This window comes from Ferrovibrio terrae, from assembly GCF_007197755.1.
In the GTDB taxonomy this organism is placed as follows: Bacteria; Pseudomonadota; Alphaproteobacteria; order Ferrovibrionales; family Ferrovibrionaceae; genus Ferrovibrio; species Ferrovibrio terrae.
In genome coordinates, this window is sequence record NZ_CP041636.1 from 531,233 (window position 1) to 556,990 (window position 25,758).

The 25,758-nt window shown below is 63.4% G+C and carries 29 protein-coding genes and 1 riboswitch; of the genes, 6 read left to right on the forward strand and 23 right to left on the reverse strand.

The features are described from left to right. Positions 1-109: 109 nt before the first annotated feature. Both FNB15_RS02530 and FNB15_RS02535 read right to left on the reverse strand, forming a co-directional pair. Positions 110-484, reverse strand: coding sequence for a Rap1a/Tai family immunity protein (locus FNB15_RS02530; protein WP_144067206.1), 375 nt, complete (start codon positions 482-484; stop codon positions 110-112). Beyond that, complete coding sequence (locus FNB15_RS02535; RefSeq protein WP_144067207.1) at positions 484-1,245, reverse strand: competence/damage-inducible protein A; 762 nt, start codon at positions 1,243-1,245, stop codon at positions 484-486. Before FNB15_RS02535 ends, FNB15_RS02530 begins: the two co-directional genes overlap by 1 nt. Before the next feature lie 26 nt (positions 1,246-1,271). Here FNB15_RS02535 and sfsA point away from each other — a divergent pair, with 26 nt between their 5' ends. The 3 genes from sfsA (at position 1,272) to radC (ending at position 3,583) form a co-directional block, all read left to right on the forward strand. Continuing rightward, positions 1,272-1,997 carry a DNA/RNA nuclease SfsA gene (sfsA, locus tag FNB15_RS02540; RefSeq protein WP_342777570.1) on the forward strand — a complete coding sequence of 242 codons (726 nt, stop codon included), beginning with the start codon at positions 1,272-1,274 and terminating at the stop codon, positions 1,995-1,997. Positions 1,998-2,122: 125 nt separating this feature from the next. Continuing rightward, positions 2,123-2,863, forward strand: a complete 741-nt coding sequence (gene map, locus FNB15_RS02545; RefSeq protein WP_144258599.1) for a type I methionyl aminopeptidase — start codon at positions 2,123-2,125, stop codon at positions 2,861-2,863. A gap of 21 nt (positions 2,864-2,884) precedes the next feature. Further along, positions 2,885-3,583 carry a RadC family protein gene (gene radC / locus FNB15_RS02550; protein WP_221932729.1) on the forward strand — a complete coding sequence of 233 codons (699 nt, stop codon included), beginning with the start codon at positions 2,885-2,887 and terminating at the stop codon, positions 3,581-3,583. 64 nt (positions 3,584-3,647) lie between these two features. Here the strand turns inward: radC and FNB15_RS02555 are convergent, their stop codons facing one another. Together FNB15_RS02555 and FNB15_RS02560 are read right to left on the reverse strand one after the other, a co-directional pair. Continuing rightward, positions 3,648-4,391 (reverse strand): hypothetical protein, encoded by a 744-nt coding sequence (locus FNB15_RS02555; protein WP_144067208.1) that lies wholly within the window; start codon positions 4,389-4,391, stop codon positions 3,648-3,650. Between the two features lie 131 nt (positions 4,392-4,522). Beyond that, entirely contained in the window at positions 4,523-6,070 is a 1,548-nt protein-coding gene (locus tag FNB15_RS02560) for an MFS transporter (protein WP_221932730.1), read from the reverse strand. Positions 6,071-6,176: 106 nt separating this feature from the next. Next, positions 6,177-6,303, forward strand: a riboswitch (TPP riboswitch). An 84-nt stretch (positions 6,304-6,387) separates the two neighbouring features. Between FNB15_RS02560 and thiC the strand changes: the two genes are divergently transcribed. From thiC to bluB, 3 genes are all read left to right on the forward strand, one after another. Then, positions 6,388-8,187: a phosphomethylpyrimidine synthase ThiC gene (gene thiC, locus FNB15_RS02565; RefSeq protein WP_144067209.1), complete on the forward strand. Its 1,800-nt coding sequence runs from the start codon at positions 6,388-6,390 to the stop codon at positions 8,185-8,187. 129 nt (positions 8,188-8,316) lie between these two features. Continuing rightward, positions 8,317-9,312, forward strand: a complete 996-nt coding sequence (locus FNB15_RS02570) for a TIM44-like domain-containing protein (protein ID WP_144067210.1) — start codon at positions 8,317-8,319, stop codon at positions 9,310-9,312. A gap of 1 nt (position 9,313) precedes the next feature. Continuing rightward, the gene (bluB, locus tag FNB15_RS02575) at positions 9,314-9,955 is read left to right on the forward strand and encodes a 5,6-dimethylbenzimidazole synthase (protein WP_144067211.1); all 642 of its coding nucleotides are present in this window, start codon (positions 9,314-9,316) and stop codon (positions 9,953-9,955) included. Positions 9,956-10,237: 282 nt separating this feature from the next. Here the strand turns inward: bluB and FNB15_RS02580 are convergent, their stop codons facing one another. From FNB15_RS02580 to urtE, 19 genes are all read right to left on the reverse strand, one after another. After that, positions 10,238-10,639, reverse strand: coding sequence for a F0F1 ATP synthase subunit epsilon (locus FNB15_RS02580; RefSeq protein WP_144067212.1), 402 nt, complete (start codon positions 10,637-10,639; stop codon positions 10,238-10,240). Between the two features lie 24 nt (positions 10,640-10,663). Further along, positions 10,664-12,088, reverse strand: a complete 1,425-nt coding sequence (atpD, locus tag FNB15_RS02585; protein WP_144067213.1) for a F0F1 ATP synthase subunit beta — start codon at positions 12,086-12,088, stop codon at positions 10,664-10,666. A gap of 45 nt (positions 12,089-12,133) precedes the next feature. Beyond that, positions 12,134-13,021 (reverse strand): F0F1 ATP synthase subunit gamma, encoded by an 888-nt coding sequence (locus tag FNB15_RS02590; protein WP_144067214.1) that lies wholly within the window; start codon positions 13,019-13,021, stop codon positions 12,134-12,136. Between the two features lie 26 nt (positions 13,022-13,047). Further along, a complete protein-coding gene (atpA, locus tag FNB15_RS02595; protein WP_144067215.1) occupies positions 13,048-14,574 on the reverse strand; it encodes a F0F1 ATP synthase subunit alpha in 1,527 nt (508 codons plus the stop codon). Beyond that, positions 14,574-15,134, reverse strand: a complete 561-nt coding sequence (locus FNB15_RS02600) for a F0F1 ATP synthase subunit delta (protein ID WP_144067216.1) — start codon at positions 15,132-15,134, stop codon at positions 14,574-14,576. Before FNB15_RS02600 ends, atpA begins: the two co-directional genes overlap by 1 nt. A gap of 361 nt (positions 15,135-15,495) precedes the next feature. Next, complete coding sequence (locus FNB15_RS02605; protein WP_144067217.1) at positions 15,496-16,047, reverse strand: hypothetical protein; 552 nt, start codon at positions 16,045-16,047, stop codon at positions 15,496-15,498. A 195-nt stretch (positions 16,048-16,242) separates the two neighbouring features. Beyond that, positions 16,243-17,727 carry a glycerol kinase GlpK gene (gene glpK / locus FNB15_RS02610; RefSeq protein WP_144067218.1) on the reverse strand — a complete coding sequence of 495 codons (1,485 nt, stop codon included), beginning with the start codon at positions 17,725-17,727 and terminating at the stop codon, positions 16,243-16,245. Positions 17,728-17,737: 10 nt separating this feature from the next. After that, positions 17,738-17,989: a DUF1272 domain-containing protein gene (locus tag FNB15_RS02615; protein WP_144067219.1), complete on the reverse strand. Its 252-nt coding sequence runs from the start codon at positions 17,987-17,989 to the stop codon at positions 17,738-17,740. 2 nt (positions 17,990-17,991) lie between these two features. Next, a complete protein-coding gene (locus FNB15_RS02620) occupies positions 17,992-18,660 on the reverse strand; it encodes a bifunctional 4-hydroxy-2-oxoglutarate aldolase/2-dehydro-3-deoxy-phosphogluconate aldolase (protein WP_144067220.1) in 669 nt (222 codons plus the stop codon). Between the two features lie 64 nt (positions 18,661-18,724). Then, on the reverse strand, positions 18,725-19,177 hold the full coding sequence (locus FNB15_RS02625; RefSeq protein WP_144067221.1) for a nuclear transport factor 2 family protein: 453 nt from the start codon (positions 19,175-19,177) through the stop codon (positions 18,725-18,727). Positions 19,178-19,252: 75 nt separating this feature from the next. Further along, on the reverse strand, positions 19,253-20,098 hold the full coding sequence (locus FNB15_RS02630) for a helix-turn-helix domain-containing protein (protein ID WP_144067222.1): 846 nt from the start codon (positions 20,096-20,098) through the stop codon (positions 19,253-19,255). A gap of 64 nt (positions 20,099-20,162) precedes the next feature. Continuing rightward, entirely contained in the window at positions 20,163-20,624 is a 462-nt protein-coding gene (locus FNB15_RS02635; protein ID WP_144067223.1) for a DUF805 domain-containing protein, read from the reverse strand. Between the two features lie 4 nt (positions 20,625-20,628). Beyond that, on the reverse strand, positions 20,629-21,243 hold the full coding sequence (gene ureG, locus FNB15_RS02640; protein WP_144067224.1) for an urease accessory protein UreG: 615 nt from the start codon (positions 21,241-21,243) through the stop codon (positions 20,629-20,631). Then, positions 21,240-21,947 (reverse strand): urease accessory protein UreF, encoded by a 708-nt coding sequence (locus FNB15_RS02645; RefSeq protein ID WP_246068770.1) that lies wholly within the window; start codon positions 21,945-21,947, stop codon positions 21,240-21,242. The genes ureG and FNB15_RS02645 overlap by 4 nt, the downstream gene beginning before the upstream one ends. Continuing rightward, positions 21,907-22,488 (reverse strand): urease accessory protein UreE, encoded by a 582-nt coding sequence (locus tag FNB15_RS02650; protein ID WP_144067225.1) that lies wholly within the window; start codon positions 22,486-22,488, stop codon positions 21,907-21,909. The genes FNB15_RS02645 and FNB15_RS02650 overlap by 41 nt, the downstream gene beginning before the upstream one ends. Positions 22,489-22,625: 137 nt before the next feature. After that, positions 22,626-24,389, reverse strand: coding sequence for an urease subunit alpha (gene ureC, locus FNB15_RS02655; RefSeq protein ID WP_144067226.1), 1,764 nt, complete (start codon positions 24,387-24,389; stop codon positions 22,626-22,628). 14 nt (positions 24,390-24,403) lie between these two features. After that, positions 24,404-24,709, reverse strand: a complete 306-nt coding sequence (locus FNB15_RS02660; protein ID WP_144067227.1) for an urease subunit beta — start codon at positions 24,707-24,709, stop codon at positions 24,404-24,406. A gap of 14 nt (positions 24,710-24,723) precedes the next feature. Then, on the reverse strand, positions 24,724-25,026 hold the full coding sequence (locus FNB15_RS02665; protein ID WP_144067228.1) for an urease subunit gamma: 303 nt from the start codon (positions 25,024-25,026) through the stop codon (positions 24,724-24,726). A gap of 34 nt (positions 25,027-25,060) precedes the next feature. Then, positions 25,061-25,756, reverse strand: a complete 696-nt coding sequence (gene urtE / locus FNB15_RS02670) for an urea ABC transporter ATP-binding subunit UrtE (protein ID WP_144067229.1) — start codon at positions 25,754-25,756, stop codon at positions 25,061-25,063. Positions 25,757-25,758: the final 2 nt, after the last annotated feature.

The window sequence follows — 25,758 nt, forward strand, 5'->3', positions numbered from 1 at the left end:
GGGGGACAGTATAACGGAGCAGCCTATCCGCGAGTTGCGGCGGAAATGCGGCCATGCCTCACCTTTTCGTGCGCCGGGAAGCAGCCGGTCACTCCTGGCAGGGCCAAATTTATTCCTGGCAGGGGAAGGCATCCGTCATGGCTAGCCGGACAGCCTGGATCGCCTCCTGCCCCATCTGGTCGGCGTTTTCCTTCGCCCATTCGACAAACTGCTGGCGCAGCAGCACGGCCGGCGCCTCGCGCGGCGCGCAGAACCAGGTGAGTTCCTTCTCCGCCACGGCCATCTCATACATCGCCACCGAGGCCTGCAGGTAGCGCAGGCAGCCGGCCAGACGCGGACTGCCTTCGGCGCCCTCGCACAGCGCCAGCAGGTCACGGGCGAAGAATTTCGGCGGCGGCGCCAGGCTCCCCCCGGGATTTTGCTGTGCGGAAACAGTAGGGGCCAGCAGGCCGGCAACCAGGCCGGCAAGGACGAACAGGCGCATCAGACGATCTCGTTCTCGAAAGGCTCGCCGCCCATGCGGCGGAAGATGGCATACATCGCGTCGGCTGCGGCATCCAGCAGGATGCGATCCGTGGAGCGCATCACGATGGCGGTCGAGGCCCGGCCGCCACGGAAGGCCGGATAGGAGCCCATATCGACATCGGGATACTGCTTCTGCAGCGCGCCCAGATCCTCCGCGACCGCGCCTTCGGGCACCAGCGCCAGCACGGTGCGCGACAACAGCTTGTCGCCGCCGGTCAGGGTCGGTGCCACGCTCGCCACCATGGCCTCGAAAATCTTCGGCACACCAGCCATCACCATGACATTGCCGATGCGGAAGCCCGGCGCCGCCGACACCGGATTGTCGATCAGCGTGGCGGTGTCAGGAATCCGCGCCATGCGCAGGCGAGCCGCATTCAGCATGCCGGCTTCGTAATGTGCCTCCAGCCGGCGGCGCGCCTCCGGGTGAATGTCGATCGACACGCCAAAGGCCTTGGCTATGCAGTCGGCGGTGATGTCGTCATGCGTCGGGCCGATACCGCCCGAGGTGAAGACATAGTCGTACCGCGCGCGCAGATCGTTCACTGCCGCGACGACGGTCTCTTCGATATCGGGTACCACGCGCGCTTCGCGCAGGCGGATGCCGAACTCGGTCAGCTTGCCGGCCAGGTGGTACATGTTGGCGTCACGGGTGCGGCCCGAGAGAATCTCGTTGCCGATCACCAGCATGGCGGCAGTGACGATTTTAGGCGCGTCTGTCATGCGACAGGAAATAGCATGCGCTGGACGTGCAGACCAGCCGCCGTTATAGCCGTGACATGCAGTTTCACGAGCCCCTGACGCCGGCCACCCTGGTCCGCCGCTACAAGCGGTTCCTCGCCGACATGCAGTTCGATGACGGCCGCATCGAGACCGTGCACTGCCCCAATCCCGGCGTGATGCTGGGCCTGACCGAACCGGGCAGGCGGGCCTGGCTCAAGCGCGGCAAAGGCAAGCTGAACTGGGGCTGGGTGATTGCCGAGGCGGAAAACGGCAGCCTGGTCGGGGTCGATACCGGGCTGGCCAACAGGCTGGCCGCCGAGGCGCTCGCGCAGGGCGTGATGCCGGAACTCAGCGGCTACAGCCTGCATCGCCCGGAGGTGAAATACGGCACCAGCAGCCGCGTGGACTTCCTACTGACCGCAGAGGGCAAGGCCCCCTGTTATCTCGAGATCAAGAATGTGCATCTGAGCCGACAGCCGCCGCTGGCGGAATTTCCCGACTGTGTCACCGAGCGCGGCGCCAAGCATCTGCGCGAACTCTCCGCGATGGTGGCTGCCGGTCACAGGGCGGCGATGCTGTATGTGGTGCAGCGCGCCGATTGCAGCCATTTCAGCATTGCCGCCGACTGCGACCCGGGCTATGCCGCCGGCTTCATCGAGGCTAGGAATGTCGGGGTAGAGGCATTATGTTACGCCTGCAGCGTAACGGAGGCCGGTATCGCGATTGCCCGCCGACTCCCGATTGACCCGTAACGCTTTGAGTTAACAGGAAAATCAAGCCCGTGAACCAGACTCAGGCCCGCATTCTCGAGACCGAAGACGACGATGACATCCAGTCCGGCGCCGTCCGCCTGCACCGGCCAGAGGATTTCGCCAGCATGCGTGCGGCCGGCAAGCTGGCGGCCGAGACCCTGGATTTCATCACGCCCTACGTTCAGCCCGGCGTCACCACCGGCAAGCTGGACGAGCTGTGCCACACCTACATCGTCGAGCACAGCGCCGTGCCGGCGCCGCTCGGCTACCGCGGCTTCCCGAAATCGATCTGCACGTCTGTGAACCACGTGGTCTGCCATGGCATCCCGGGCGACAAAGTTCTGGAAGACGGCGACACCCTCAATATCGACGTCACCGTGATCCTGGACGGCTGGCACGGCGATACCAGCCGCATGTTCTATGTCGGCGATGTCGGCGTGAAAGCCCGCAGACTCAGCGACATCACCTATGAAGCGATGATGCGCGGCATCGAAGTGGTGAAGCCCGGCGCAACGACGGGCGATATCGGCCATGCGATCCAGAGCTTCGTCGAGAAGGAACGCTTCTCGGTGGTGCGTGACTTCTGCGGCCATGGCTTGGGCCGGATTTTCCACGAGCCGCCGAATATTCTGCATTACGGCGAGCCGGGTACCGGCGTGCCGCTGCAGACCGGCATGTTCTTCACCATTGAGCCAATGGTGAATGCCGGCAAATGGCAGGTGAAGCTGCTGTCGGATGGCTGGACCGCGGTGACCAAGGACCGTTCGCTCTCGGCACAGTTCGAACATTCGATCGGCGTCACCGAGACCGGCTACGAGATTTTCACGCTGTCGCCCAAGGGCTGGCACAAGCCGCCATACGCATAGACCGCCAGAGACAGGGACTGATTGGCAGAAGCGGGCGACACCGAAAAACCCCACTTCCACGGCCATCGCGCAAGATTGCGGGCCCGCTTCCTCGATAGCGCCGGTGCCGGCATACCGGATTATGAAATCCTCGAACTGATCCTGTTTGGCGTGTTCCGCAATGGCGACACCAAGCCGCTGGCCAAGGCGCTGGTAAGCGAATTCGGCTCACTGGCCGCCGTGCTGGCGGCGCCGGTCGAACGCCTAGGCAAAGTGCCCGGCTGCGGCGACGCGGCGATCGCCGCGCTGAAAGTGACACGCGAAGCCGGGCTGCGCATGCTGCAGGCCGAGGCGAAGGCGCGGCCGGCGCTGTCGAACTGGCAGGCCCTGCTGGATTACTGCCGCGCCGTGCTGCAGCACGAACAGATCGAGCAGTTTCGCATTCTCTTCCTGGACAGGAAGAACCAGGTGATCGCTGACGAGCAGCAGCAGCGCGGGACGGTGGACCACACGCCGGTCTATCCGCGCGAAGTGGTGAAACGCGCGCTGGAGCTGAATGCCGCAGCGCTGATCCTGGTGCACAACCATCCCTCAGGCGATCCGACGCCGTCACGCGGCGATATCGAGATGACGCGCGAGGTGGCAAAAGCCGCGGCCACCATGGGCATTGCCGTGCATGACCACCTGATCATCGGCCGCAACGGCCATACCAGCTTCCGCGAGAAGGGGCTGATCGGATGAACTTGCGCGGCATTCAGGCAACTATTGGTCAATCGCGCATAAACGCAAATGACACCTCATCGCTTCAAGTTAGATTTGATTTTGATCGCAGTTTAGTCCGTGTTTTTTTCCTTCGTACTCCACGATGAGCCGTCTTAGCGATTACAGCCTTAGTATCTCCTGGAAGCATAGGCATAGGGCGAGGGTCGTGAAATTTGGCCGATGTAATTTTGAAGCTGGTAATGGTTCCAATTGAATATGCGCAGAGTCGATGCCGGAAGTTTTCCAAACTGATGCTGGCATAAATACCGCTGGGACTCTTAGGCTCTTGGTGAAAATCTATGCTCACACCGAAAACATGATCCCGATTGATAAAGTAGTAGTGCGGCCCGCTAGTGTGGGGGAGTTGGTACATGAAGAGGCAATTTTCTGCTTCAGATGGCGCAGGTAAAGGCGTCGGTTCCTCCGCTACATATCGCGCCCCCAGTATTTCATATTGAACCGGATAATATGATTTCGGCTTTGGGAAACCCTTCATTGAGTGAATACGGGCAATAACATTGTCCCCGATATAGTACGTCCCGCCAGGTGGGACTCGCACTTCAAATGAATGCGGAAATAAATTGGAGCGATTGAACCGCAGGTTCGTTACGGGATATGGGTCCGAGCATTTTACAATCAAATTCGCAACAATAGCTCTCGATGTATTCAGGTTGCGAATGCCTACTTGGCGATGGTTAGTTTGAACTGGTTCATCAGGAACATGGAAAACAAGAACTGCGTCGTCGAAAGCCGCTAGTTCACGAGATTTCGCAATCTTCTTTTTCATCTATCCCCCAAGCCGTTTGGATGCCTAACCTCGCCAATGTATTGCTTGAGTCTAGTAACTTTCTACCTATAATATTACGCAGTTCCAATGCATGTGCTTTTAATATATAAACATACAATCTAATTCCGCCTTTAATGCGACGCACCGCCGGTCGGCACACGGCGCAGCATCACGGCCGCCATCACCGCGCCCAGGGCCGCGATCACCGCACAGGCCAGCACGCTCAGGAAAAAGCCTTGCGAAAACGCCAGCCGCGCAGCCTCCAGCAACGCGGCACCTGATGCGGCCGGGAGATCGGCTGCCACCGTCACTGCACCACCCAGCGTGCTGCGGGCGGCGTGTTCCGCAGCGGGTGAAAGCCCGGGCGGCAGAACCTGGCCGATCGTGCTGCGATAGGCGGCCGCAGCCAGGCTGCCGAGCACGGCGATGCCGAGCGCGCCGCCGAATTCGGCACTGGTTTCCGACATCGCCGCTGCGGCACCCGCACGTTCCGGCGGCGCGGTGCTGACCACCAGATCGGTCGTCAGCGTGAAGACCGGCGAAAGCCCGAGGCAGAAGACGATCGAGCCGGCCATCAGGAAGATGAAACCCTGCGGCCCGCCGGCGCGTGCGATCATCACATAGCCCACAGCCGCCAGCGCCAGGCCGAGCGCCAGAACGGTGCCCGGACGCAGGCGGCGGATCACCATCGGCGCCAGCATCGAGCCGATGATGAAGGTGACACCCATTGGCGCCATCCACAGGCCGGCCTCCAGCGCGCCCATGCCCAGCACGAGCTGGAAATACTGCGCCAGGAACAGGAACATGCCAAAGGCGATGAACACGCCGATGATGTTGATCGCGAGCGCCGTGCTGAACGAGGCCGAGCGGAACAGCGTCATGTCGATCATGGGATCAGCCAGCCGCAGTTGCCGCCGCACGAAAATCGCGCCCATCACGACACCGAACAGGATCAGCGAGCCCGACGGCCAGTTCAGGCCGTATTCGGCCAGCCGCTTGATGCCGTAGATCACCGGCAGCACGGCAACCAGCGACAGCACCGCGCTGAGGATATCGAGCCGGCCGGCTTTCGGATCCTTGTATTCGGGCAGCAGGATCGGGCCCAGCACCAGCAGCAGCGCCATCACCGGCAGGGCGACGAGGAAGACGGAGCCCCACCAGAAATATTCGAGCAGCGCACCGCCGATGACGGGCCCGATGGCACCGCCGGCCGAGAAGCTGGCAACCCAGATACCGATGGCGACCGTGCGCTGCTGTGGATTATGGAACATGTTGCGGATCAGCGACAGCGTCGACGGCGCCAGCGTGGCCGCAGCAATCCCGAGCAGCGCACGCGCCAGGATCAGCATGTCCGCCGTGGTGACGAAGGCCGCGAAGACCGATGTGATGCCGAAAGCCACGGCGCCGATCAGCAGCACGCGACGGCGACCGATACGGTCGCCCAGCGTGCCCATGGTGATCAGCGAGCCGGCAACCATGAAGCCATAGATATCGACGATCCAGAGCAGCTGGATGCTGCTCGGCTGCAGATCGGCGCTGAGCTGCGGCACAGCCAGGTTCAGCACCGTCAGGTCCATCGAATACAGCAGGCAGGGCAAGGCCAGCACAGCCAGGCCGACCCATTCGCGCCGGCCAGCCTTTACGGCAGGCGAATCCATCGTTTGTTCAAGCGTCGACATGGGGAGACTTTCTTATCTTTGGCGAGATGCGTCTTGTGAAAACGTAACCTGCGGCGATGACAGCCAGCGGCAGCAGTTGACCCTGCCCTCTGCCTGCGCCACCATCGGCGTTACCGAGGGGGGCGCCGTCAGGGCGCTGAGATTCGGCCGGCAGAGTTTCATTTCTGCAACGCCGTGACCCTAAGAACCTGATCCGGGTCATGCCGGCGGAGGGAACGGTCGTTCAGTCGCCCAGAGTCTCAGGACTCGCTGCGCCTGTATTCCGCGAACATCCACCACATCCCGGATTTCCTGTCGTTGCACGAAAAGGAAATCCCATGGACAAAATTACCGACGCCCCAAACTTCAAGATCACAACGGGCCCCCTGCCTGCCTCGCGCAAGGTCTATCAGCCCGGCCGATTGCACCCTGACATTCGCGTGCCGCATCGCGAGATCGCCACGCACGCATCCGCCAACGAGCCGCCGCTGCCGGTCTACGATACCTCCGGGCCCTACACCGATCCGGAGTCCGAGATCGATATCAACCGCGGCCTGCCGCGCTGGCGCACGCCTCTGATCGAGACGCGCGGCGATGTCGAGGCCTATGACGGACGGCTGGTGAAGCCGGAGGACAATGGCGGTGCCAACACTGTTCCGGCCTTCCCGCAGCATCCACGTCCGCTGCGCGCCAAAGGCGGTGTCGCCGTCACGCAATACGAATATGCCCGGCGCGGGTTGATCACGCCGGAAATGGAATATGTGGCGATCCGCGAGAACGAAGCGCGCAAGGAACTCGCCAAACGCGACGGCGAGGATTTTGGCGCCGAGATTCCCGATTTCGTGACGCCGGAATTCGTGCGCGACGAGATCGCGCGCGGCCGCGCCATCATCCCCTGCAACATCAACCATCCGGAACTGGAGCCGATGATCATCGGCCGCAACTTCCTGGTGAAGGTGAATGCCAATATCGGCAACTCAGCCGTCACATCTTCCGTGGCCGAGGAAGTCGACAAGATGGTCTGGGCGATCCGCTGGGGCGCCGATACGGTGATGGATCTTTCCACCGGCCGCAACATCCACAACATCCGCGACTGGATCATCCGCAATTCCCCCGTGCCCATCGGCACGGTGCCGATCTACCAGGCGCTGGAGAAGGTGAACGGCAAAGCCGAGGACCTGACCTGGGAGGTTTATCGCGACACGCTGATCGAGCAGGCCGAACAGGGCGTGGATTACTTCACCATCCACGCCGGCGTGCGGCTGGCCTATATTCCGCTTACCGCCAATCGCGTCACCGGCATTGTCTCGCGCGGCGGTTCGATCCTGGCGAAATGGTGCCTGGCGCATCATCGTGAGAATTTCCTCTACACGCATTTCGAGGACATCTGCGACATCATGCGCACCTATGACATCAGCTTCTCGCTGGGCGACGGGCTGCGACCGGGCTCGACAGCGGATGCCAACGACGCCGCGCAGTTCGCCGAACTGGAAACGCTGGGCGAGCTGACCAAAATCGCCTGGGCCAAGGGCGTGCAGGTGATGATCGAGGGACCGGGCCATGTCGCCATGCACAAGATCAAGGCCAACATGCTCAAGCAGCTGCGCACCTGTGGCGAGGCGCCGTTCTATACCTTAGGCCCACTCACCACCGATATCGCGCCGGGCTACGACCACATCACCAGCGGCATCGGCGCTGCGATGATCGGCTGGTATGGCTGCGCCATGCTCTGCTACGTCACGCCGAAGGAGCATCTTGGCCTGCCGGATCGCAATGATGTGAAGACCGGCGTGATCACCTACCGCATCGCCGCCCATGCCGCCGATCTGGCCAAGGGCCATCCCGGCGCGGCGCGGCGCGACGATGCCTTGAGCCGGGCGCGCTTCGAATTCCGCTGGGAGGACCAGTTCAATCTCGGCCTCGATCCGGAGACGGCGGCACAGTTCCACGACCAGACCCTGCCGAAGGAAGCGCACAAGACCGCGCATTTCTGCTCGATGTGCGGACCCAAATTCTGCTCGATGAAAATCAGCCAGGAGGTGCGCGACGCCGCCCGGATGCAGAATGATGTCGCCAGCCAGGGCATGACCGAGATGGCGGAGCGGTTCCGGCAGCAGGGTGGTGAAATCTATCGGTAATACTGCCCAAAATACTGCACTGCAAAAGTGGCAGCCGGTGCTTGTGAATCCGGCTGCCACTGCTTACATCATATAAACTTCGTATAAAAATCCGTGCACGCGCCGGATAGCTAAAGGGGCAGGCAAACCATGATCCGCAAACCGACCTCCATCCTTGTCGCCATTCTGGCCGCCGGCCTTGTCCTGCTGCCCGCTCTGGTCGAGGCCAAGGCCGGTCGCGGCGGCAGCATCGGCAGCCGCGGCACTCGCACCTATGACGCCGCACCCGCCACGCCGACCGCGCCGTCTGCTGCGCCCGTTCAGCGCAGCGTGACGCCGCCGGCGACCACCCAGCCGCAGGCTGCGCCCAGCACGGCGCCACGCCCGGCCACGGCTGGCGCACCTGCCGCTGCGGCCCAGCCCGGCTTCTTCAACCGCCCCTTCATGCCGGCCCTGATGGGCGGCCTGATCGGCATGGGCATCGGCGGCCTGCTGTTTGGCGGCGGCCTGTTCGGCGAAGGCGGCCTCGGCGCCATGGGCTTCGGCGGCATCGTCGGCCTGCTGCTGCAGCTGGCGCTGGTCTTCTTCATCGTCCGTCTCGCCATGAACTTCTTCCGCAACCGTCAGCAGCAGCCGGCCATGGCCGGCGGCCCGCAGTCGTATGATCGCACGCCGGTGACTGATATCCCGTCGCAGACCCAGGCCCGTACTGGCGCGATGCTCGGTGGTGGTGCCGCCGTTGCGGCCCTGCAGATCAGCGACATGGATTTCGAAGCCTTCCAGCAGTCGCTGACTGACATCCAGACCGCCTGGTCGAACGGCGACCTTGAAGCGCTGCGCAGCCATGTCACGCCCGAGATGCTGGGCTATTTCGGCCGCGAACTGTCGCTGCTGGCCAGTCAGGGCCTGACCAACCGCGTGGCCGAGGTCAATCTCGAACAGGGCGACCTGGCCGAGTCCTGGTCCGAGGACGGTATTGATTATGCGACCGTCGCGATGCGCTGGAGCGCGCTGGATTACACCACCGATGCCAGCGGCAAGGTCGTGGACGGCAGCAAGACCGAGCGTAGCGAAAGCGTGGAGACCTGGACCTTCCTGCGTGCCAACAATGGCCGCTGGATCCTGAGCGCCATCCAGCAAGTCTAAGTTGACGCCGCCGGTCTTCGATGAGGCGTTTCGCGCCAGGCTGACCGAGCTGATGGTGTGGCGGCGCGACGTGCGCCGCTTCATCCCCCATAAACCTGTATCGCCCGACCTGGTCGCCGGACTGCTGGAAACCGCAGCCCTGGCGCCCAGTGTCGGCAACAGCCAGCCCTGGCGCTTCGTGCTGGTGGAAGACGCGGATCGTCGCGCAAAAGTCATCGCCAATTTCGAGCGCGCCAACAAAGATGCGCTCTCCGACTACAGTGGCGAAAAGGCCAGGCTTTATGCCGGGCTGAAACTCGCCGGCCTGAAAGAGGCGCCGGTGCATCTCGCCGTCTTCGCCGACGAAGGCACCGGCCAGGGCCACGGCCTCGGCCGCCGCACCATGCCCGAGATGCTGGATTATTCGGCTGTCATGGCGGTCTACGGTTTCTGGCTGGCCGCGCGCGCCGTGGGCCTGGGCGCGGGCTGGGTCTCGATCTTCGAGCCGGAAACACTGACCCGCGACCTTGAAGTTCCCGAAGACTGGAAGCTGGTGGCCTATCTCTGTGTCGGCTGGCCCGAAGAGGAACAGGCGACGCCTGAGCTCGAACGCGCCGGCTGGGAACACCGCCGCAGCGTGGACCAGCAGATCATCAAGCGGTGAAGCAGCCTCACGCACTCAATCCAAATGGGATCCCGACTCTCGCGGAGCCTGTCCTCGGGCTGCGCATGGCGCAGACCCGTGGGCTCGGACGGGATGACGAGATGTTTCTGCGAAAGCGCCCATTCCAGAGCCGTCACCCCGGGCTTGACCCGGGGTCCCATTTCTCACGCGGACATATTCACGATGACCAACAGCAGAACGAGAACATAAATGGTACATTAAAACCAAAAATCAAGGCCCGGTTTTGAGGCGGGCCTTGATCGAAACTCTGTGACGCCGCCCTTACGCCGCCGCCTCGAGCATGGCGGTGTACTTTTCGACCTGCGCATTGGCCTTGGCCTTGGCGTGGTCGTCCTTGGCGTCTTCGAAGTCTTCGCGGGCATCCTTCAGCGCCGCCTCGACCTTCGCACGATCCAGCTTCGACACCGGCGTGGCCTCTTCGGCCAGCACGGTCAGCTTGTCGTTCGCCACTTCGGCGAAGCCGCCGGCCACGAAAATCCGCTCGGTGACGACGCCGTTGACGGTCACTTCGATCACGCCGTTACGGATGGTGGAGATCAGTGGGCTGTGACCCGGCAGCACGCCGAAGTCACCGGCCTCACCGGGCACCACCACCATTTCGGCATCGACCGCGAGAAGCAGCTTCTCGGGCGATACCAGTTCGAACCTGACGCTCTCCGCCATGGTCTACTCCTTTGCGCGAAGGGCTCAGGCCGCTTCGGCGGCCAGCTTCTTCGCCTTGGCAATCGCCTCGTCGATGGTGCCGACCATGTAGAAGGCCGACTCCGGCAGATGGTCGTGCTTGCCGTCCACGATTTCCCTGAAGCCGCGGATGGTCTCGGCCAGCGGAACCTGCACGCCCGGCGAACCGGTGAAGACCTGGGCCACGTCGAAGGGCTGCGACAGGAAGCGCTGGATCTTGCGGGCGCGGGCCACGGTCAGCTTGTCTTCTTCCGACAGCTCGTCCATGCCCAGGATCGCGATGATGTCCTGCAGCGACTTGTAGCTCTGCAGGATCGACTGCACGCGGCGGGCGATCTCGTAATGCTCGTCGCCGACGATGCGCGGATCGAGAATGCGCGAGGTCGAGTCGAGCGGATCCACGGCCGGGTAGATGCCCAGCTCGGCGATCTGACGCGACAGCACGGTGGTGGCGTCCAAGTGGGCGAACGAGGTGGCCGGCGCCGGATCGGTCAAATCGTCGGCAGGCACGTAAATCGCCTGCACCGAGGTGATCGAGCCCTTATGGGTCGAGGTGATGCGCTCCTGCAGCATGCCCATGTCAGTGGCCAGCGTCGGCTGATAACCCACCGCCGAAGGGATACGGCCGAGCAGCGCCGACATTTCCGAACCCGCCTGGGTGAAGCGGAAGATGTTGTCGACGAAGAACAGCACGTCCTGGCCTTCCTGGTCGCGGAAGTATTCCGCCAGCGTCAGGCCGGTCAACGCGACGCGGGCGCGGGCGCCCGGCGGCTCGTTCATCTGGCCGTACACCAAGGCGACCTTCGAGCCCGGGCCGTCGGTCTTGATAACGCCCGACTCCATCATTTCGTGATAGAGATCGTTGCCTTCGCGGGTACGCTCGCCGACGCCGGCGAACACCGAGTAGCCGCCGTGGGTCTTCGCGATGTTGTTGATCAGCTCCATGATGAGCACGGTCTTGCCCACGCCGGCGCCGCCGAACAGGCCGATCTTGCCGCCCTTCGAGTAGGGCGCGAGCAGGTCGACGACCTTGATGCCGGTGACCAGCACCTTCTGTTCGGTCGACTGGTCAACGTATTCCGGAGCCGGCGCATGGATCGGGGCAGCGCTCTTGGCGTTGATCGGGCCGCGCTCGTCGATCGGCTGGCCGATCACGTTGATGATGCGGCCGAGCGTCTCCTGGCCGACCGGAACCGAGATCGGGCTGCCGGTGTCAGTGACTTCCATGCCGCGAACCAGACCGTCGGTCGAGTCCATCGCGATGGTGCGGACGGTGTTTTCACCCAGATGCTGCGCCACTTCGAGCACCAGATGGTTGCCCTGGTTGGTGCAATGCAGGGCGTTCAGGATCGCCGGCAGGTGTTCGGTGAACTGCACGTCGACGACCGCGCCGATGACCTGGGTAATGCGACCCGTCTTGTTCGTAGCCATGATGCTGCTCCGCTCTCTTTGTCCTGTATCGTCCAGCGCGCGGTCTTAGACCGCCTCGGCGCCAGAGATGATTTCGATAAGTTCTTTGGTGATCTGGGCCTGACGCGACCGGTTGTAGACGGTCGTGAGTTTCTTGATCATCTCACCGGCATTGCGCGTCGCATTGTCCATCGCGGACATGCGGGCGCCCTGTTCGGAAGCCGCATTCTCCAGCAGCGCGCGATAGACCTGCATCGACAGGTTCCGCGGCAGCAGCTGGTCGAGAATGGTCTCTTCGTCGGGCTCGAATTCGTAGATCGCGCCTTTCAGGTCCGGGCCGGCATTGGCGGCATCGCCGGCAATCATGGCCGGGATGAGCTGCTGCGCGGTCGGAATCTGGCTGATCACCGACTTGAAGTCGTTGTAGAAGATGTGCGCGACATCGAATTCGCCGGCCTCGAACATCGCCAGCACGCGGTCGGCGATGTCCTGCGCGTCCGTGAAACCGATTCTCTTCGACTTCGCCAGATCAACCGTATCGGCGATCTTCGACGCATGGTCGCGACGCAGCTGGTCGCGGCCCTTCTTGCCGACGCAGAGGATCTTGACCGTCTTACCCTGACCGGTCAGTTCCTCGATCTTGCGGCGCGCCAGCTTGACGATCGACGAGTTGAACGCACCGCACAGGCCGCGTTCGGCAGTGGCGACGATCAGGAGATGAACCTGATCCTTGCCGGTGCCGATCATCAGCTTGGGCGCGGTGTCGGAACCCGTCTGGGCGGCCGACAGCGAAGCCATGATGCTGGCCATACGCTCAGCGTAAGGACGCGCGGCTTCGGCGGCCTCCTGGGCGCGGCGCAGCTTGCTGGCTGCCACCATCTTCATCGCCTTCGTGATCTTCTGGGTCGATTTGACCGAGTTGATCCGAACGCGCAGTGACTTGAGGCTAGGCATGAAGCTCTACCCTTTGGTTCAGGCGATCAGGCGAAAGTCTTGACGAGATCTTCGAGCACAGCCTTCAGCTTGGCTTCCAGATCCGGCGTCAGGGCCTGGGCCTCGCGGATGCCCGACAGGATATCCGCATGCTTGGACTTGATAGCGCTCAGCAGGGCCTGCTCGAAACGGCCGACATTGCTGACCGGCAGCTTGTCGAGATAGCCCTTCACACCCGCATAGATCGAGACGACCTGCTCTTCGACCGGCAGCGGCTGGTACTGCGGCTGCTTCAGCAGCTCGGTCAGGCGCGCGCCGCGATTCAGCAGGCGCTGGGTCGCCGGATCGAGATCCGAACCGAACTGGGCGAAGGCGGCCATTTCGCGATACTGCGCGAGTTCCAGCTTGATCGAGCCGGCAACCTGCTTCATCGCCTTGATCTGCGCGGCCGAACCGACGCGGGACACCGAGAGGCCGACGTTGATGGCCGGACGGATGCCCTTATAGAACAGTTCGGTTTCCAGGAAGATCTGGCCGTCGGTGATCGAGATGACGTTGGTCGGAATGTAGGCCGACACGTCGCCCGCCTGGGTCTCGATGACCGGCAGCGCGGTGAGCGAACCGGCGCCATTCTTGTCCGACATCTTGGCGGCGCGCTCGAGCAGGCGCGAGTGGATGTAGAACACGTCGCCCGGATAGGCTTCGCGGCCCGGCGGGCGGCGCAGCAGCAGCGACATCTGGCGGTAGGCGACGGCCTGCTTGGACAGATCGTCATACACGATCACGGCATGCATGCCGTTGTCGCGGAAGAACTCGCCCATGGCGCAGCCGGTGTAGGGCGCCAGGAACTGCAGCGGGGCCGGCTCGGACGCGGTGGCGGCCACCACGATCGAGTATTCCATGGCGCCGGCTTCTTCCAGGGTCTTCACGACCTGGGCAACCGTCGAACGCTTCTGGCCGATAGCGACATAGATGCAGAAGAGCTTCTTCTTGTCGTCGCCGGTGTTGGTGGCCTTCTGGTTCAGGATGGCGTCGATCGCGACAGCGGTCTTGCCGGTCTGGCGATCGCCGATGATCAGTTCGCGCTGGCCACGGCCGACGGGCACGAGGGCGTCGAGCGCCTTCAGGCCGGTCTGCATCGGCTCATGCACCGACTTGCGCGGGATGATGCCCGGCGCCTTCACTTCCACGCGGGCGCGCTTGACGTCCTTGAGCGGGCCCTTGCCGTCGATCGGGTTGCCCAGCGCGTCGACGACGCGGCCCAGCAGACCCATGCCGACCGGAACGTCCACGATGGCGCCGGTGCGCTTGACGGTGTCGCCTTCCTTGATGCCGCGATCTTCGCCGAAGATCACGACGCCGACATTGTCGGTTTCCAGGTTGAGGGCCATGCCCTTCACGCCGCCGGGGAATTCGACCATCTCGCCGGCCTGGACCTTGTCGAGGCCATGGACGCGGGCGATGCCGTCACCGATGGAGAGAACCTGACCGACTTCCGAAACCTCGGCTTCGGCGCCGAAATTCTTGATCTGGCTCTTCAGGATTTCAGAAATCTCTGCGGCGCGGATATCCATCACGCAACACCTTTCATGGCGGTCTTCAGATTATTGAGCTTGGTGAGGACCGACGCATCGATCATGCGCGATCCGAATTTGACGATCAGGCCGCCGATCAGCGAGGGATCGACCTTGGCGTTGATCACGACATTGCCGGCGGAAGCCGACGACAACGAAGACTTGATCTGGGCGAGCTGCGCGTCGTTCAGCGCCACGGCCGAGACGACGTCCGCGATGGCTTCGCCGCGATGATGGCTGAGCAGCTTCCTGAAGCCGGCAATCACTTCAGCCAGCACGAAGAGGCGGCGGTTGGCGGCGGCCACACCGAGGAAACGGCGGACCAGATCGCTCATGCCGGCCTTGTCGGCGACGGCGGCGATCGCCTTGGCCTGGTCTTCGCGGCTGAACACCGGCGAGCGGACCAGACGGACAAGATCGGCCGATCCGGCCAGCATGGCCGAAAGCTGATCGAGATCCTTTGCGACGGCATCGAGCTGACCGGCGTCACGCGCCAGATCGAACAGCGCGGTCGCATAACGGCCGGCAATGCCGGTAACGAGCGAGGTTTCCTGAGCCACGAAAGCCCCTTCTTCTTCATGGACCGGAACATCGGGACGGGACTCGCCGCATCTGTTTGCGGCCAGCCTCCCGACGCTCCACTTAAGACGTTGGCAGACTTAAGGAATTTTCGGGGAAGCTATAGCTTTTTAACGGCCCCCCCGGCGCGAAAGCCGCGTTTAGTTAGCATACGGGTATTAGCGGCGCAACGGGCAGCGCCGCACTGCGGACCAGCCCTTTTGTCGCAGTGCATCCAGACGGCGCCGCAGGGTGCTCCGGCGCGCTTTTCCGCCGCGTTGTGCAACCTGATGTGTCCGGTTTCATCCCGTTTGACGGCCAGTTCCGTCCCGTTCGATCCCGTTGCGGCCTGTTTCGTCCTGTTTAAGCCTGTTCCGTCCCGTTTTGTCCCGTTTGAGCCAGCCTCTGCCGCGGCTTGGGACGTGCCGGGGTGCGAACGGCCTCGGCCCATTGTTCGCCCAGCGTGGCGCGGAATTCGCGGTTCAGATTGAGTTTTTCGCCCAGCCACTGCAGCAGGCGCGGATCGAGGGTGTGGGCCTGGCGCTGCAGCTGGCGCGTGGTGTCCTCGCCCAGCGCCGCGAACCGCAGCCGGGCCGACAGTTTCATCCGCTCGACCTCGCGGTCGATCCGGTGCCGGAATTTGGCCGAACGACGCAGATTGCGCAGGATACGCTCCGGCTCGCAGCCGAGTGTGGTCGCGGTCGCTTCAACCGTGGCGCCACCGGCGATCAGCTGCGCCGCCCGGCCCCAGTTCACTTTCTTCCAGTGCCGGCGGTTTCCCGTCGCGGCTTGTTGAGGCACGGGCTGGGCCGGCGGCTGCCAGCCGATGGCCTTGTTGAAAGCATCCCGAGCCGCAATCAGTTCGGCATCGGCGGGATTATTCTCATCGAGCAATGGTTTATGGCGGTTTTCCATGATCCTGCCTCTGTGGCGACGTGGATTTGCTGGTCCAGTTTAGCAGAAAAATTAGAACAATTATAGTATAATGTGATTTAAAACCTATACTCACAAATGTCCCCGCAGCTGTCATCGTCACCCCGGGCTTGACCCGGGGTCGCATTTTCCTGGCGGTGAAAAAATGGGATGCCGCTCAAGGCGGCATGACGTGGCTCAGCGCGTCAGCACGCGCTGCACGGCCTTCTGCCAGCCGGCATAAAGCTGGGCGCGCGCGGCCGCATTCATGCGCGGCTCGAAGCGGCGCTCGCAATGCCAGCCATAGGCCACGGCGTCCAGGCCGGCATAGACGCCGGTGGCAAGCCCGGCGAGATAGGCGGCGCCGAGCGCCGTGGTTTCGATCACGCGCGGACGTTCGACCGCGACATCCAGCATGTCGGCCAGGAACTGGCAGAGCCAGTCATTCGCCACCATGCCGCCATCGACGCGGATCGCCGCCGGCGCCGGCGCGCCATCGGCCTTCATCGCCGCGGTGAGATCGCGCGTCTGGTAGCCGACCGATTCCAGCGTGGCGCGGGCAATGTGAGCGCGACCCGCATCGAGCGTGAGGCCGAGGATGGCGGCGCGCGCATCGGAATCCCAGTAGGGCGCCCCCAGGCCGACGAAGGCCGGCACCATATAGACGCCATGGTTTTCCGGCACTTGCGCCGCCAGCGTGGCGGTTTCGGCCGCGCCCTCGACGATCTTCAATCCGTCGCGCAGCCATTTGACAGCCGCGCCCGCGACGAAGATCGAGCCTTCCAGCGCGTAGGTGGTCTTGCCATTGAGCCTGTAGGCAACAGTCGTGAGCAGGCGGTTGTTCGACAGCACCGGCTTGTCGCCGATATTGACCAGCGCGAAACAGCCGGTGCCATAGGTGGATTTCACCATGCCGGGCTGGAAACAGGCTTGTCCGAAGGTAGCGGCCTGCTGGTCGCCGGCGATGCCAGTGACCGGTACGGCATGGCCGAGGATGTCAGCAGAGGCCACGCCGAATTCGCCGCTGCAATCCAGCACACGCGGCAGCATGGCCGCCGGGACGTTGAAGATTTTCAGCAGCACCTCGTCCCAGCTTTGCGCGCCGATATCGAACAGCATGGTGCGCGAGGCATTGGTGGCATCGGTGGCATGCACCTTACCGCCGGTGAGGCGGAACAGCAGATAAGAGTCGATGGTGCCGAAGCAGAGGTCGCCCTTCTCGGCCCGGGCGCGTGCACCCGGCACGTTGTCGAGCAGCCAGGCAATCTTGGTGGCGGAGAAATAGCTGTCGATCAGCAGGCCGGTTTTCTGCTGCACGATATGACTGAGGCCATCGGCGACTTTCTGCCGGCAGAGTGCGGCCGTGCGGCGATCCTGCCAGACGATGGCGCGATGGATCGGGCGGCCGGTATCGCGTTCCCAGACCACGGTGGTTTCGCGCTGGTTGGTAATGCCGATGCCGGCGATGTCGCTGCCGCGCAAAGAGGCCTTGGCGACCGCCTCGCGCATCAGGCTCTGCACATCGCGCCAGATTTCCTCGGCATCATGCTCCACCCAGCCATCGGCCGGATAATGCTGGGTCAGTTCCTTCTGCGCGGTGGCGACCGGCAGGCCCGCGGCATCGAAGACGATGGCGCGGCTCGACGTGGTGCCCTGGTCGATGGCGAGGATGTATTTCGGCATGGCGTGTGACTTATTCCGCCGCAGAAGCGCAGCCTTCGGCCTTGAACACGCGCTTGGTGCTGGCCGGGAATTTCACCAGCTTCGACGCCGGGCGGATCGGACGCGCCACCAGATTGCCGGTGCAGTTCGGGCAGATGCCCTTCAGCACAGTGCCGGCGCAGTCGGCGCAGAAGGTGCATTCAAAGGTGCAGATGCGCGCCAGCTCTGACTCGGGCGGCAGGTCGCGGTTGCAGCATTCACAGTTAGGACGCAGGTCCAGCATGGTTATTGGCCTTTCGCTATCTGCACGGCTTTTTTCGCGATCGCGGTGATGCCTGCCCAGTCGCCCGTCTGCACCATCTGCTTCGGCGCGAGCCAGGAGCCGCCGGCGGCAAACACATTGGGCAAAGATGTGTAGCTGCGGAGGTTGGCTTCGGTGACGCCGCCGGTGGGGCAGAATTTCATTTCGGGGAACGGGCCGCCGAAACCTTTCAGCGCGGCAATGCCACCCGAGGATTCCGCCGGGAAGAACTTGGCGCGCAGGAAGCCCTGCTCCATGGCGCGCATGATTTCAGAGGCGGTGGCGATCGCCGGCAGATACGGCAGGCCGGTGTCTTTCGCGGTGAAATAGAGTGCTTCGGTCGCACCGGGCGAGATGACGAATTTGGCGCCGGCCATCTGGGCGGCGGCGAACTGCGCCGGATTGAGCACCGTGCCGGCGCCGACGATGGCCTCGGGTACTTCGGCGGCGATGCGCCGGATAGCGTCGAGCGCTGCGGCGGAGCGCAGGGTGATTTCCAGTACCGGAATACCGCCGGCGACCAGCGCCCTGGCCAGCGGCACCGCCTGGGCGGCGTCTTCCACCACCAGCACCGGAATGACCGGGCTGCGGGTCAGGATGGCGTCCAGCGTTGCAGTCCGCTCGGTCAGCTTGTCGATGGCCTTGTCCGGCATGATTCCTCCCGTGTTTGAGGGAAGGATACGCGCGGGAGGAGGCCGGCTTCAAGCCGCCCGGCTGTCAGACCTGCTCCTTCAGCTTGCCGCGGTGATAGCGCCGTACGACCGTGTCGTCCGGCGGAAACTGCTCGGGCTGCAGCGCGGTCAGCTGCGCCTGGATGCACAGCCACTTGTCGTCTTCAAGAATGTAGGTATCGGTGTAGAAGGTCATGCCCGACCTGGCGATGTCGCCGTTGCGCCGCGTGTAGCAGGTGGCGGCGCTGACCAGGGCGACGCTGTCGAAAATCTCGATCCGCTCGTCGCGATAGTCCCAGTAGGTGATCACCTCGGGATCGAACCCGGTCGCCCAGTAGGCAAGATAGTCGGCGCGATACATGCGACTGCCATCGGGCATGATGCAGAGAAAGCGCGGATGGATGATGGCCGAATGCGACACCACGTCGTTGGTGACGAAATTATGGATGAACGTGGCATTCAGCCGGCGCAGTGCGACCAGTTTGGTATCCTGCAGCATGAGACATCTCCCCTTCTCCGGTGCCGATATCCCTGTATCGGCGATAGGAGGGAAGCGGCGCAATTACATGCGGCGTCAATCCAGCAGGGAAAATTCCGGCTCGGCGGCCAGCTTGCGCGCCAGCTGCGCCGTCGCCGCGTCGGCCGGAAAGAAGCCCTCGATCTTGATCTGCTGCAGCGTGACATCGCGCGGCATCGCGAAGGTCGTCAGGGTGACGAAGAAACTGAGATCGTGTTTGCCGATGCGCAGTTGCATCGGCACCACCGGGCTGTCCATGCCGGAACTGCTGAAAGCCTCCGGCATATCGGGATAGCGCAGCAGGTCCTCGCGCAGATGTGCAGCGGCATGGCTCAGCCCCTGCGTCGCCTCGCGATGCAGCACCTGCAGATAGGCAGCGGTGAAATCCTGCCAGTTCGGCATGAAGCGCCGCATGCCGCCGGGATGACACATCACATGCATCACATTCTGCGACAGCTCCTCCGGCACGGTGTAGAACGGCCGCAGCGCGCCGAGGATGCGGGTGGCAGCCGTGTTGCGGTGGCGCAGGTTCCAGGCCTCGTCGACCACCAGAGCCGGGAACGGTTCCTGCTGCGCCAGCATGAAGTCCAGCGCCTGCTGCACCGAGGAAAGCTCCGGCGCATCGAGCCGCGCTTCGGTGAACAGTGGCGCGAAACCCGCGGCCATGAGAAGCGCATTCTGCGCCGCCAGCGGGATATCCAGCACCTGCGCGAGCAGCACGACCATCTCGCGGCTCGGCTGCGAGCGGCCTTTTTCGAGGAAGCACAGATGCCGCGTGGAAATGCCGGCCTCGGTGGCCAGACCAAGCTGGCTCATGCGGCGTTCGCCGCGCCACTGTCGCAACAGATCAGGGAAGGCGGCACGGTCGGTGCGCGCCGGGGAAACCACCAGCATCTCGTTCATGCCGGGCAGCCTAGACCCGGCAGGTAAAGCCGACAATTACCTTTGAGGTCAATCGACCGGAGACTTACGGCTTCCAGACCGTCGGCTCGACTATCACTGATTGATCTCGGGAATCAGGGCCATACCGGTTTGGCCCGCGTGTACCCGGTATAAAAAGCAGAGCAAAGGTAAACAGCCACCCCAGGATGACCCACAATACCAACCAATTGCCGGTAATGCCCCAGCTCGTCTCCGCCGCTATCGAGATCGCGCCATCAAGCGCCAGCCATCCGAGTACAACCCAGCCCGGATAACTGAAGTCGTGGCAGCGCTGCACCATCGCCCCGATAGACAGCAGAAAAGCAATAAACGCGACGATATTGAACAGCCAGACAACGGGACCGAATAGCCAATTATGTTTTAAAAGCGCCGCCACGATCCCTATTGGGATGAGAACTAACAGTACGCCGACATAGAATCGTAAAAACGATATTCGGGAGCGCCGTTGCGATAACCACCCCTTCAGATCATCCCATGCCGTCGACATCGTCCTATTCCTGCAGACCGCCGCTTTTCAGGATGAAGTCGGCGATCTCGGCGACGCCTTTTTCCGCCTTCAGATTGGCGAAGATGAAGGGGCGAACCCCGCGCATTTTCTTTGAATCGCGGTCCATCACTTCGAGCGAGGCGCCGACCAGCGGCGCGAGATCGATCTTGTTGATCACCAGCAGGTCCGAGCGCGTGATGCCGGGGCCGCCCTTGCGCGGAATCTTGTCGCCGGCCGAGACGTCGATCACATAGATGGTGATGTCGGCCAGTTCGGGCGAGAAGGTGGCGGCCAGATTGTCGCCGCCACTTTCGACGAAGATCACGTCAAGGCCGGGGAATTTCTTCTGCATATCCGCCACGGCGGCGAGATTGATCGAGGCGTCTTCGCGGATCGCCGTATGCGGGCAGCCGCCGGTCTCGACGCCGGCGATGCGTTCCGGCGCCAGCGCATTGGCGCGGGTGAGGAATTCGGCGTCTTCCTTGGTGTAGATGTCGTTGGTGACGACAGCGATGTTCCAGTCGTCGCGCAGATGACGGCAGAGCCGTTCGACCAGCGCGGTCTTGCCGGAGCCGACCGGGCCACCGATGCCAACGCGAAGGGGATTGGAAGAACTCATGAGCGGAACAGCCTCGTATACTGGGTTTCGTGCATCATAGAGGTGAGATCGACCATCGGCGAGGCCGTGCCGCAGTCTTCCAGCGCACAGGCCAGCGCGCAGGGCACGATGCTCCCGACCACCGGCATCAGATTGCTGAGCGTGCGCTGGCCATCGGTCTGTCCGAGCGGGATCAGGCGCACGGCGGCCGAGACGAGGTTGGCGGCAAAGGCATGCAGATAGGCCGCCAGCACGGTTTCGACGCCGAGTTTATGCGCGCCGGCCGCGACGCCGACGGCGACGCAGAGCGGCACGGGTTTGTCGTCGCGTAAAGCGGCGAAGGCATCGAGTGTGGAAGACTGGCCCCAGGCGGCGCGGGTGACGGAGAGATACGAGCCGCCCTGCTGCGTGCTTTCCAGCGCCATTTCGGTGGTGCCGCGCCAGGCCGCTGCCAGATCGGCCAGTTCATCGAGCCGCGCCATATCGTCGCCGGCGGCATAGGCTTCCTTCAGCAGCACTGCATCGACCCAGCCTGCGCCATGGCGCAGGATATGCGCAATCCATTGGGTGAGCGTGGTGACATTGGTAACCCGGCCGGTCTCGACCGCATATTCGACGCCGTGGCTGTAGGAAAAAGCGCCGATCGGATAGCTCGGCGAGAACCAGGCCAGCAGGCGATACAGCTCAGTGCTTGTGGTCATGGTCGTGGTAGTGATCGTGCTCATGGCCGGGGTCATCGGCATGAGGATACACATGGCTATGGCCGCCATGACTATGTTCCTGCTTGCCGTAGCGCGAGCCGAGACCATAGGGATGCGAGGGATCGTGGTTGTGCTGGCCGTAGGCGCCGCCTTCGGGATCGAAGGGCGCGTCCACCGCCTTCACCTCGGCGCCGAGACCCTTCAGCATGTCGACGATCACATGATCGTCGCGGATGAGAATGCAATCCGCGTGAATTTCAGCGGGAAGGTGCCGGTTGCCGAGATGCCAGGCCAGCCGCGCCAGCAGCTGGGCCGAGGCGGCGCGCACTTCGATCAATGGCTCGGGCGCGGCCTGCACCTCGATATAGCCGCCGCTCTCGAGCTTCAGCCCGTCGCCGTGTCGCAGCACAGTCGCCTCGGAAAGATCGAGCAGGAAAGTGCTGCCGTCATCGGCGGTGAGCCGGATGCGGCGGCGATGCCGGTCGTGATGCGCCAGCGTGACGGTGGCGCGGCGTTCAGGCGCGGGCCAGTGGCCGGCGGGCGTAACGGAGATTGCCTTCAACATCTCCAACTCCAATTGTCATGGCCGGGCTTGACCCGGCCATCCACGACTTTCTTTCCATGCGTAACTGTAAGCATCATTCAGAGTCCCATCGCGTGGATGGCCGGGTCAAGCCCGGCCATGACACGTTTGTTTTTCGGCTAGAACAGGAAATACCGCTGCGCCATCGGCAGCACCTTGGCCGGTTCACAGGTCAGCAGCTGGCCATCGGCGCGCACAACATAGGTTTCCGGATCGACCTCGATCTTCGGCATGTAGGCGTTATGCACCATGTCGCGCTTGGTCACGGTGCGGCAGCCCTTCACCGCGACCAGCGGCCGCTGCAAGCCATATTTCTGCGCGATGCCGCTGTCGATGCCGGCCTGGCTGGCGAACAGCAGGCTCGATTGCAGCCCGTTGCGGCCGAAGGCGGCGAACATCGGGCGGTAATGCACCGGCTGCGGCGTCGGGATCGAGGCATTGGGATCGCCCATCGGCGCCGCCGCGATGCTGCCGCCCTTGAGGATCATATCCGGCTTCACGCCGAAAAAGGCCGGCGACCAGATCACCAGATCGGCGAATTTGCCGACCTCGACCGAACCGATCTCATGCGCCACGCCATGGCTGAGCGCCGGATTGATGGTGTATTTGGCGATGTAGCGCCTGGCGCGGACATTGTCGTTGTCGCCCTTTTCCTCGGGCAGGCGGCCGCGCTGCTTCTTCATCTTGTCGGCGGTCTGCCAGGTGCGGATGATCACCTCGCCGACGCGGCCCATCGCCTGGCTGTCGGATGACATCATCGAAAACGCGCCGAGATCGTGCAGGATATCTTCGGCCGCAATCGTCTCGCGGCGGATGCGGCTGTCGGCAAACGCCACATCTTCCGGGATGCGCGCATCGAGATGGTGGCAGACCATCAGCATGTCGAGATGCTCGTCCACGGTGTTCACCGTGTAGGGCATCGTGGGATTGGTGGAACTGGGCAACACATTGGCCAGCCCCGCCACCTTGATGATGTCCGGCGCATGGCCGCCGCCGGCGCCTTCGGTGTGGAAGGCATGGATGGTGCGGTGCTTGAACGCCGCAATCGTGTCTTCGACGAAGCCGCTTTCGTTCAGCGTGTCGGTGTGGATTGCGACCTGGATGTCATGCGCATCGGCCACATTCAGGCAGTTGTCGATCGCGGCCGGCGTGGTGCCCCAGTCCTCGTGCAGCTTGAGGCCGCAGACGCCGGCGGCAACCTGCTCGACCAGGCCCTCAGGCCTGGCGGCATTGCCCTTGCCGAGGAAGCCGATGTTCATCGGGAAGGCTTCGGCTGCCTGCATCATGCGCATGATGTGGAACGGGCCGGGCGTACAGGTGGTCGCAGACGTGCCGGCCGCCGGACCGGTGCCGCCACCCATCATGGTGGTGACGCCGGAACACAGCGCTTCCTCGATCTGCTGCGGGCAGATGAAATGGATATGCGCGTCGAAGCCGCCGGCGGTGATGATCTTGCCTTCGCCCGCAATCGCCTCGGTGCCGGGGCCGATAATGATGTCGATGCCGGACTGGATGTCGGGGTTGCCGGCCTTGCCGATGGCGTGGATGCGGCCGTTCTTCAGGCCGATATCGGCCTTCACGATACCCCAGTGATCGAGGATCAGCGCATTGGTGATCACGGTGTCGACCGCGCCGGCGGCATTGGTCACCTGGCTCTGGCCCATGCCGTCGCGGATCACCTTGCCGCCGCCGAATTTCACTTCCTCGCCATAGAGCGGCGTGTTGGCGGAATACCCGCCTTCGCCGGCTTTTGCTGTGGGCGGCATCGAGGTGAAATCCTTCTCGACCTCGATGATGATGTCGGTATCGGCCAGCCGCACCTTGTCGCCCACGGTGGGGCCGTACATGCCGGCATAGGCTTTGCGGGGAATGCGGTTCGCCATCGTCTACATCCCCTTCAGAGCTTGCCCATGATGTCGGCGCGGAAGCCGTAGACTTCACGCTTGCCGGCAAACGACACCAGATTGACGCTGCGCGTCTGGCCCGGCTCGAAGCGCACGGCGGTGCCGGCCGGAATATCCAGCCGCATGCCTCGGGCTTTGTCCCTGTCGAATTTCAGCGCCGGATTGGTTTCGAAGAAATGATAGTGGCTGCCGACCTGGATCGGCCGGTCGCCGCTATTGGCGATCTCCAGCGTCACCGTCGGGCGGCCGGCATTCAGTTCGACCTCGCCATCGGGGGTAATGATTTCACCGGGGATCATATGCGCGGCTCCCTCTAGCGGATCGGATTATGTACGGTCACCAGCTTGGTGCCGTCCGGGAAGGTGGCCTCGACCTGAATCTCGTGGATCATCTCGGCGATGCCGTCCATCACCTGCGCCCGGGTGATCACGGTCGCGCCGGCCTGCATCAGGTCGGCCACAGAGCGCCCGTCGCGCGCGCCCTCGACGACGAAATCGGTGATCAGCGCGATGGCTTCCGGGTGGTTCAGCTTGACGCCGCGTTCCAGCCGGCGGCGCGCCACGGTGGCCGCCATGGCGACCAGAAGCTTGTCTTTTTCTCGGGGCGTCAGATTCATGCCGCTCCCCTCCCCCGGTTAAGCGTCGATGATATCAGACGGTAAGATAGCGGCGGACGTCGTCGGCATCCAGTCGGGAGGCATCACCTTCGACCACCACCTCGCCGCGCTGCAGCAGGATGAACTGGTCGGCGAGCGCCCGGGCGAAGTCGAAATACTGCTCGACCAGCACGATGGCCATGGTGCCGCGGTTGGCCAGGTCGCGGATCACCCGGCCGATATCCTTGATGATGGAGGGCTGGATGCCCTCGGTCGGCTCGTCCAGCAGCAGCAGCCGGGGCCGCGTGACCAGGGCCCGCGCAATCGCCAGCTGCTGCTGCTGTCCCCCCGAGAGGTCGCCGCCGCGCCGGTTGCGCATTTCGTGCAGCACCGGGAACAGGGCAAAAATTTCGTCCTCGATCTTGCGCTCGCCCCTGGGGAGCGGCGCCAGGCCGGTTTCGAGGTTTTCATAGACGGTCAGGCGCGGGAAAATCTCGCGGCCCTGCGGCACCATGGCGATGCCGCGCTTCGCCCGCTCATGCGGCTTCAGCGCCGTGATGTCCTGGCCTTCCCACATGATCGAACCGGACCGCACCGTCTGCAGGCCGACCAGCGCGCGCATCAGCGAGGTCTTGCCCACGCCGTTGCGGCCCAGGATACAGGTGATCTTGCCGATCTCGGCCGAAACGGCGACATCGCGGAGCGCATGGCTGGCACCGTAATAGAGATTGAGATTCGCAGCCTGCAACATCT

What these genes read in the sequence shown, in the direction of transcription:
- FNB15_RS02635 (WP_144067223.1), bottom strand. Translation starts at nt 20,624, where the DNA reads ATGTCGACGGCATGGGATGATCTGAAGGGGTGGTTATCGCAACGGCGC.
- FNB15_RS02645 (WP_246068770.1), bottom strand. Translation starts at nt 21,947, where the DNA reads ATGAGCACGATCACTACCACGACCATGACCACAAGCACTGAGCTGTAT.
- thiC (WP_144067209.1), top strand. Translation starts at nt 6,388, where the DNA reads ATGGACAAAATTACCGACGCCCCAAACTTCAAGATCACAACGGGCCCC.
- FNB15_RS02570 (WP_144067210.1), top strand. Translation starts at nt 8,317, where the DNA reads ATGATCCGCAAACCGACCTCCATCCTTGTCGCCATTCTGGCCGCCGGC.
- FNB15_RS02535 (WP_144067207.1), bottom strand. Translation starts at nt 1,245, where the DNA reads ATGACAGACGCGCCTAAAATCGTCACTGCCGCCATGCTGGTGATCGGC.
- ureC (WP_144067226.1), bottom strand. Translation starts at nt 24,389, where the DNA reads ATGGCGAACCGCATTCCCCGCAAAGCCTATGCCGGCATGTACGGCCCC.
- FNB15_RS02590 (WP_144067214.1), bottom strand. Translation starts at nt 13,021, where the DNA reads ATGCCTAGCCTCAAGTCACTGCGCGTTCGGATCAACTCGGTCAAATCG.
- FNB15_RS02660 (WP_144067227.1), bottom strand. Translation starts at nt 24,709, where the DNA reads ATGATCCCCGGTGAAATCATTACCCCCGATGGCGAGGTCGAACTGAAT.
- urtE (WP_144067229.1), bottom strand. Translation starts at nt 25,756, where the DNA reads ATGTTGCAGGCTGCGAATCTCAATCTCTATTACGGTGCCAGCCATGCG.
- FNB15_RS02620 (WP_144067220.1), bottom strand. Translation starts at nt 18,660, where the DNA reads ATGCCGGACAAGGCCATCGACAAGCTGACCGAGCGGACTGCAACGCTG.
- FNB15_RS02630 (WP_144067222.1), bottom strand. Translation starts at nt 20,098, where the DNA reads ATGAACGAGATGCTGGTGGTTTCCCCGGCGCGCACCGACCGTGCCGCC.
- FNB15_RS02625 (WP_144067221.1), bottom strand. Translation starts at nt 19,177, where the DNA reads ATGCTGCAGGATACCAAACTGGTCGCACTGCGCCGGCTGAATGCCACG.
- atpD (WP_144067213.1), bottom strand. Translation starts at nt 12,088, where the DNA reads ATGGCTACGAACAAGACGGGTCGCATTACCCAGGTCATCGGCGCGGTC.
- FNB15_RS02665 (WP_144067228.1), bottom strand. Translation starts at nt 25,026, where the DNA reads ATGAATCTGACGCCCCGAGAAAAAGACAAGCTTCTGGTCGCCATGGCG.
- FNB15_RS02530 (WP_144067206.1), bottom strand. Translation starts at nt 484, where the DNA reads ATGCGCCTGTTCGTCCTTGCCGGCCTGGTTGCCGGCCTGCTGGCCCCT.
- FNB15_RS02650 (WP_144067225.1), bottom strand. Translation starts at nt 22,488, where the DNA reads ATGTTGAAGGCAATCTCCGTTACGCCCGCCGGCCACTGGCCCGCGCCT.
- glpK (WP_144067218.1), bottom strand. Translation starts at nt 17,727, where the DNA reads ATGCCGAAATACATCCTCGCCATCGACCAGGGCACCACGTCGAGCCGC.
- map (WP_144258599.1), top strand. Translation starts at nt 2,123, where the DNA reads ATGCGTGCGGCCGGCAAGCTGGCGGCCGAGACCCTGGATTTCATCACG.
- FNB15_RS02605 (WP_144067217.1), bottom strand. Translation starts at nt 16,047, where the DNA reads ATGGAAAACCGCCATAAACCATTGCTCGATGAGAATAATCCCGCCGAT.
- ureG (WP_144067224.1), bottom strand. Translation starts at nt 21,243, where the DNA reads ATGAGTTCTTCCAATCCCCTTCGCGTTGGCATCGGTGGCCCGGTCGGC.
- FNB15_RS02615 (WP_144067219.1), bottom strand. Translation starts at nt 17,989, where the DNA reads ATGCTGGACCTGCGTCCTAACTGTGAATGCTGCAACCGCGACCTGCCG.
- atpA (WP_144067215.1), bottom strand. Translation starts at nt 14,574, where the DNA reads ATGGATATCCGCGCCGCAGAGATTTCTGAAATCCTGAAGAGCCAGATC.
- FNB15_RS02555 (WP_144067208.1), bottom strand. Translation starts at nt 4,391, where the DNA reads ATGAAAAAGAAGATTGCGAAATCTCGTGAACTAGCGGCTTTCGACGAC.
- FNB15_RS02560 (WP_221932730.1), bottom strand. Translation starts at nt 6,070, where the DNA reads ATGTCGACGCTTGAACAAACGATGGATTCGCCTGCCGTAAAGGCTGGC.
- FNB15_RS02580 (WP_144067212.1), bottom strand. Translation starts at nt 10,639, where the DNA reads ATGGCGGAGAGCGTCAGGTTCGAACTGGTATCGCCCGAGAAGCTGCTT.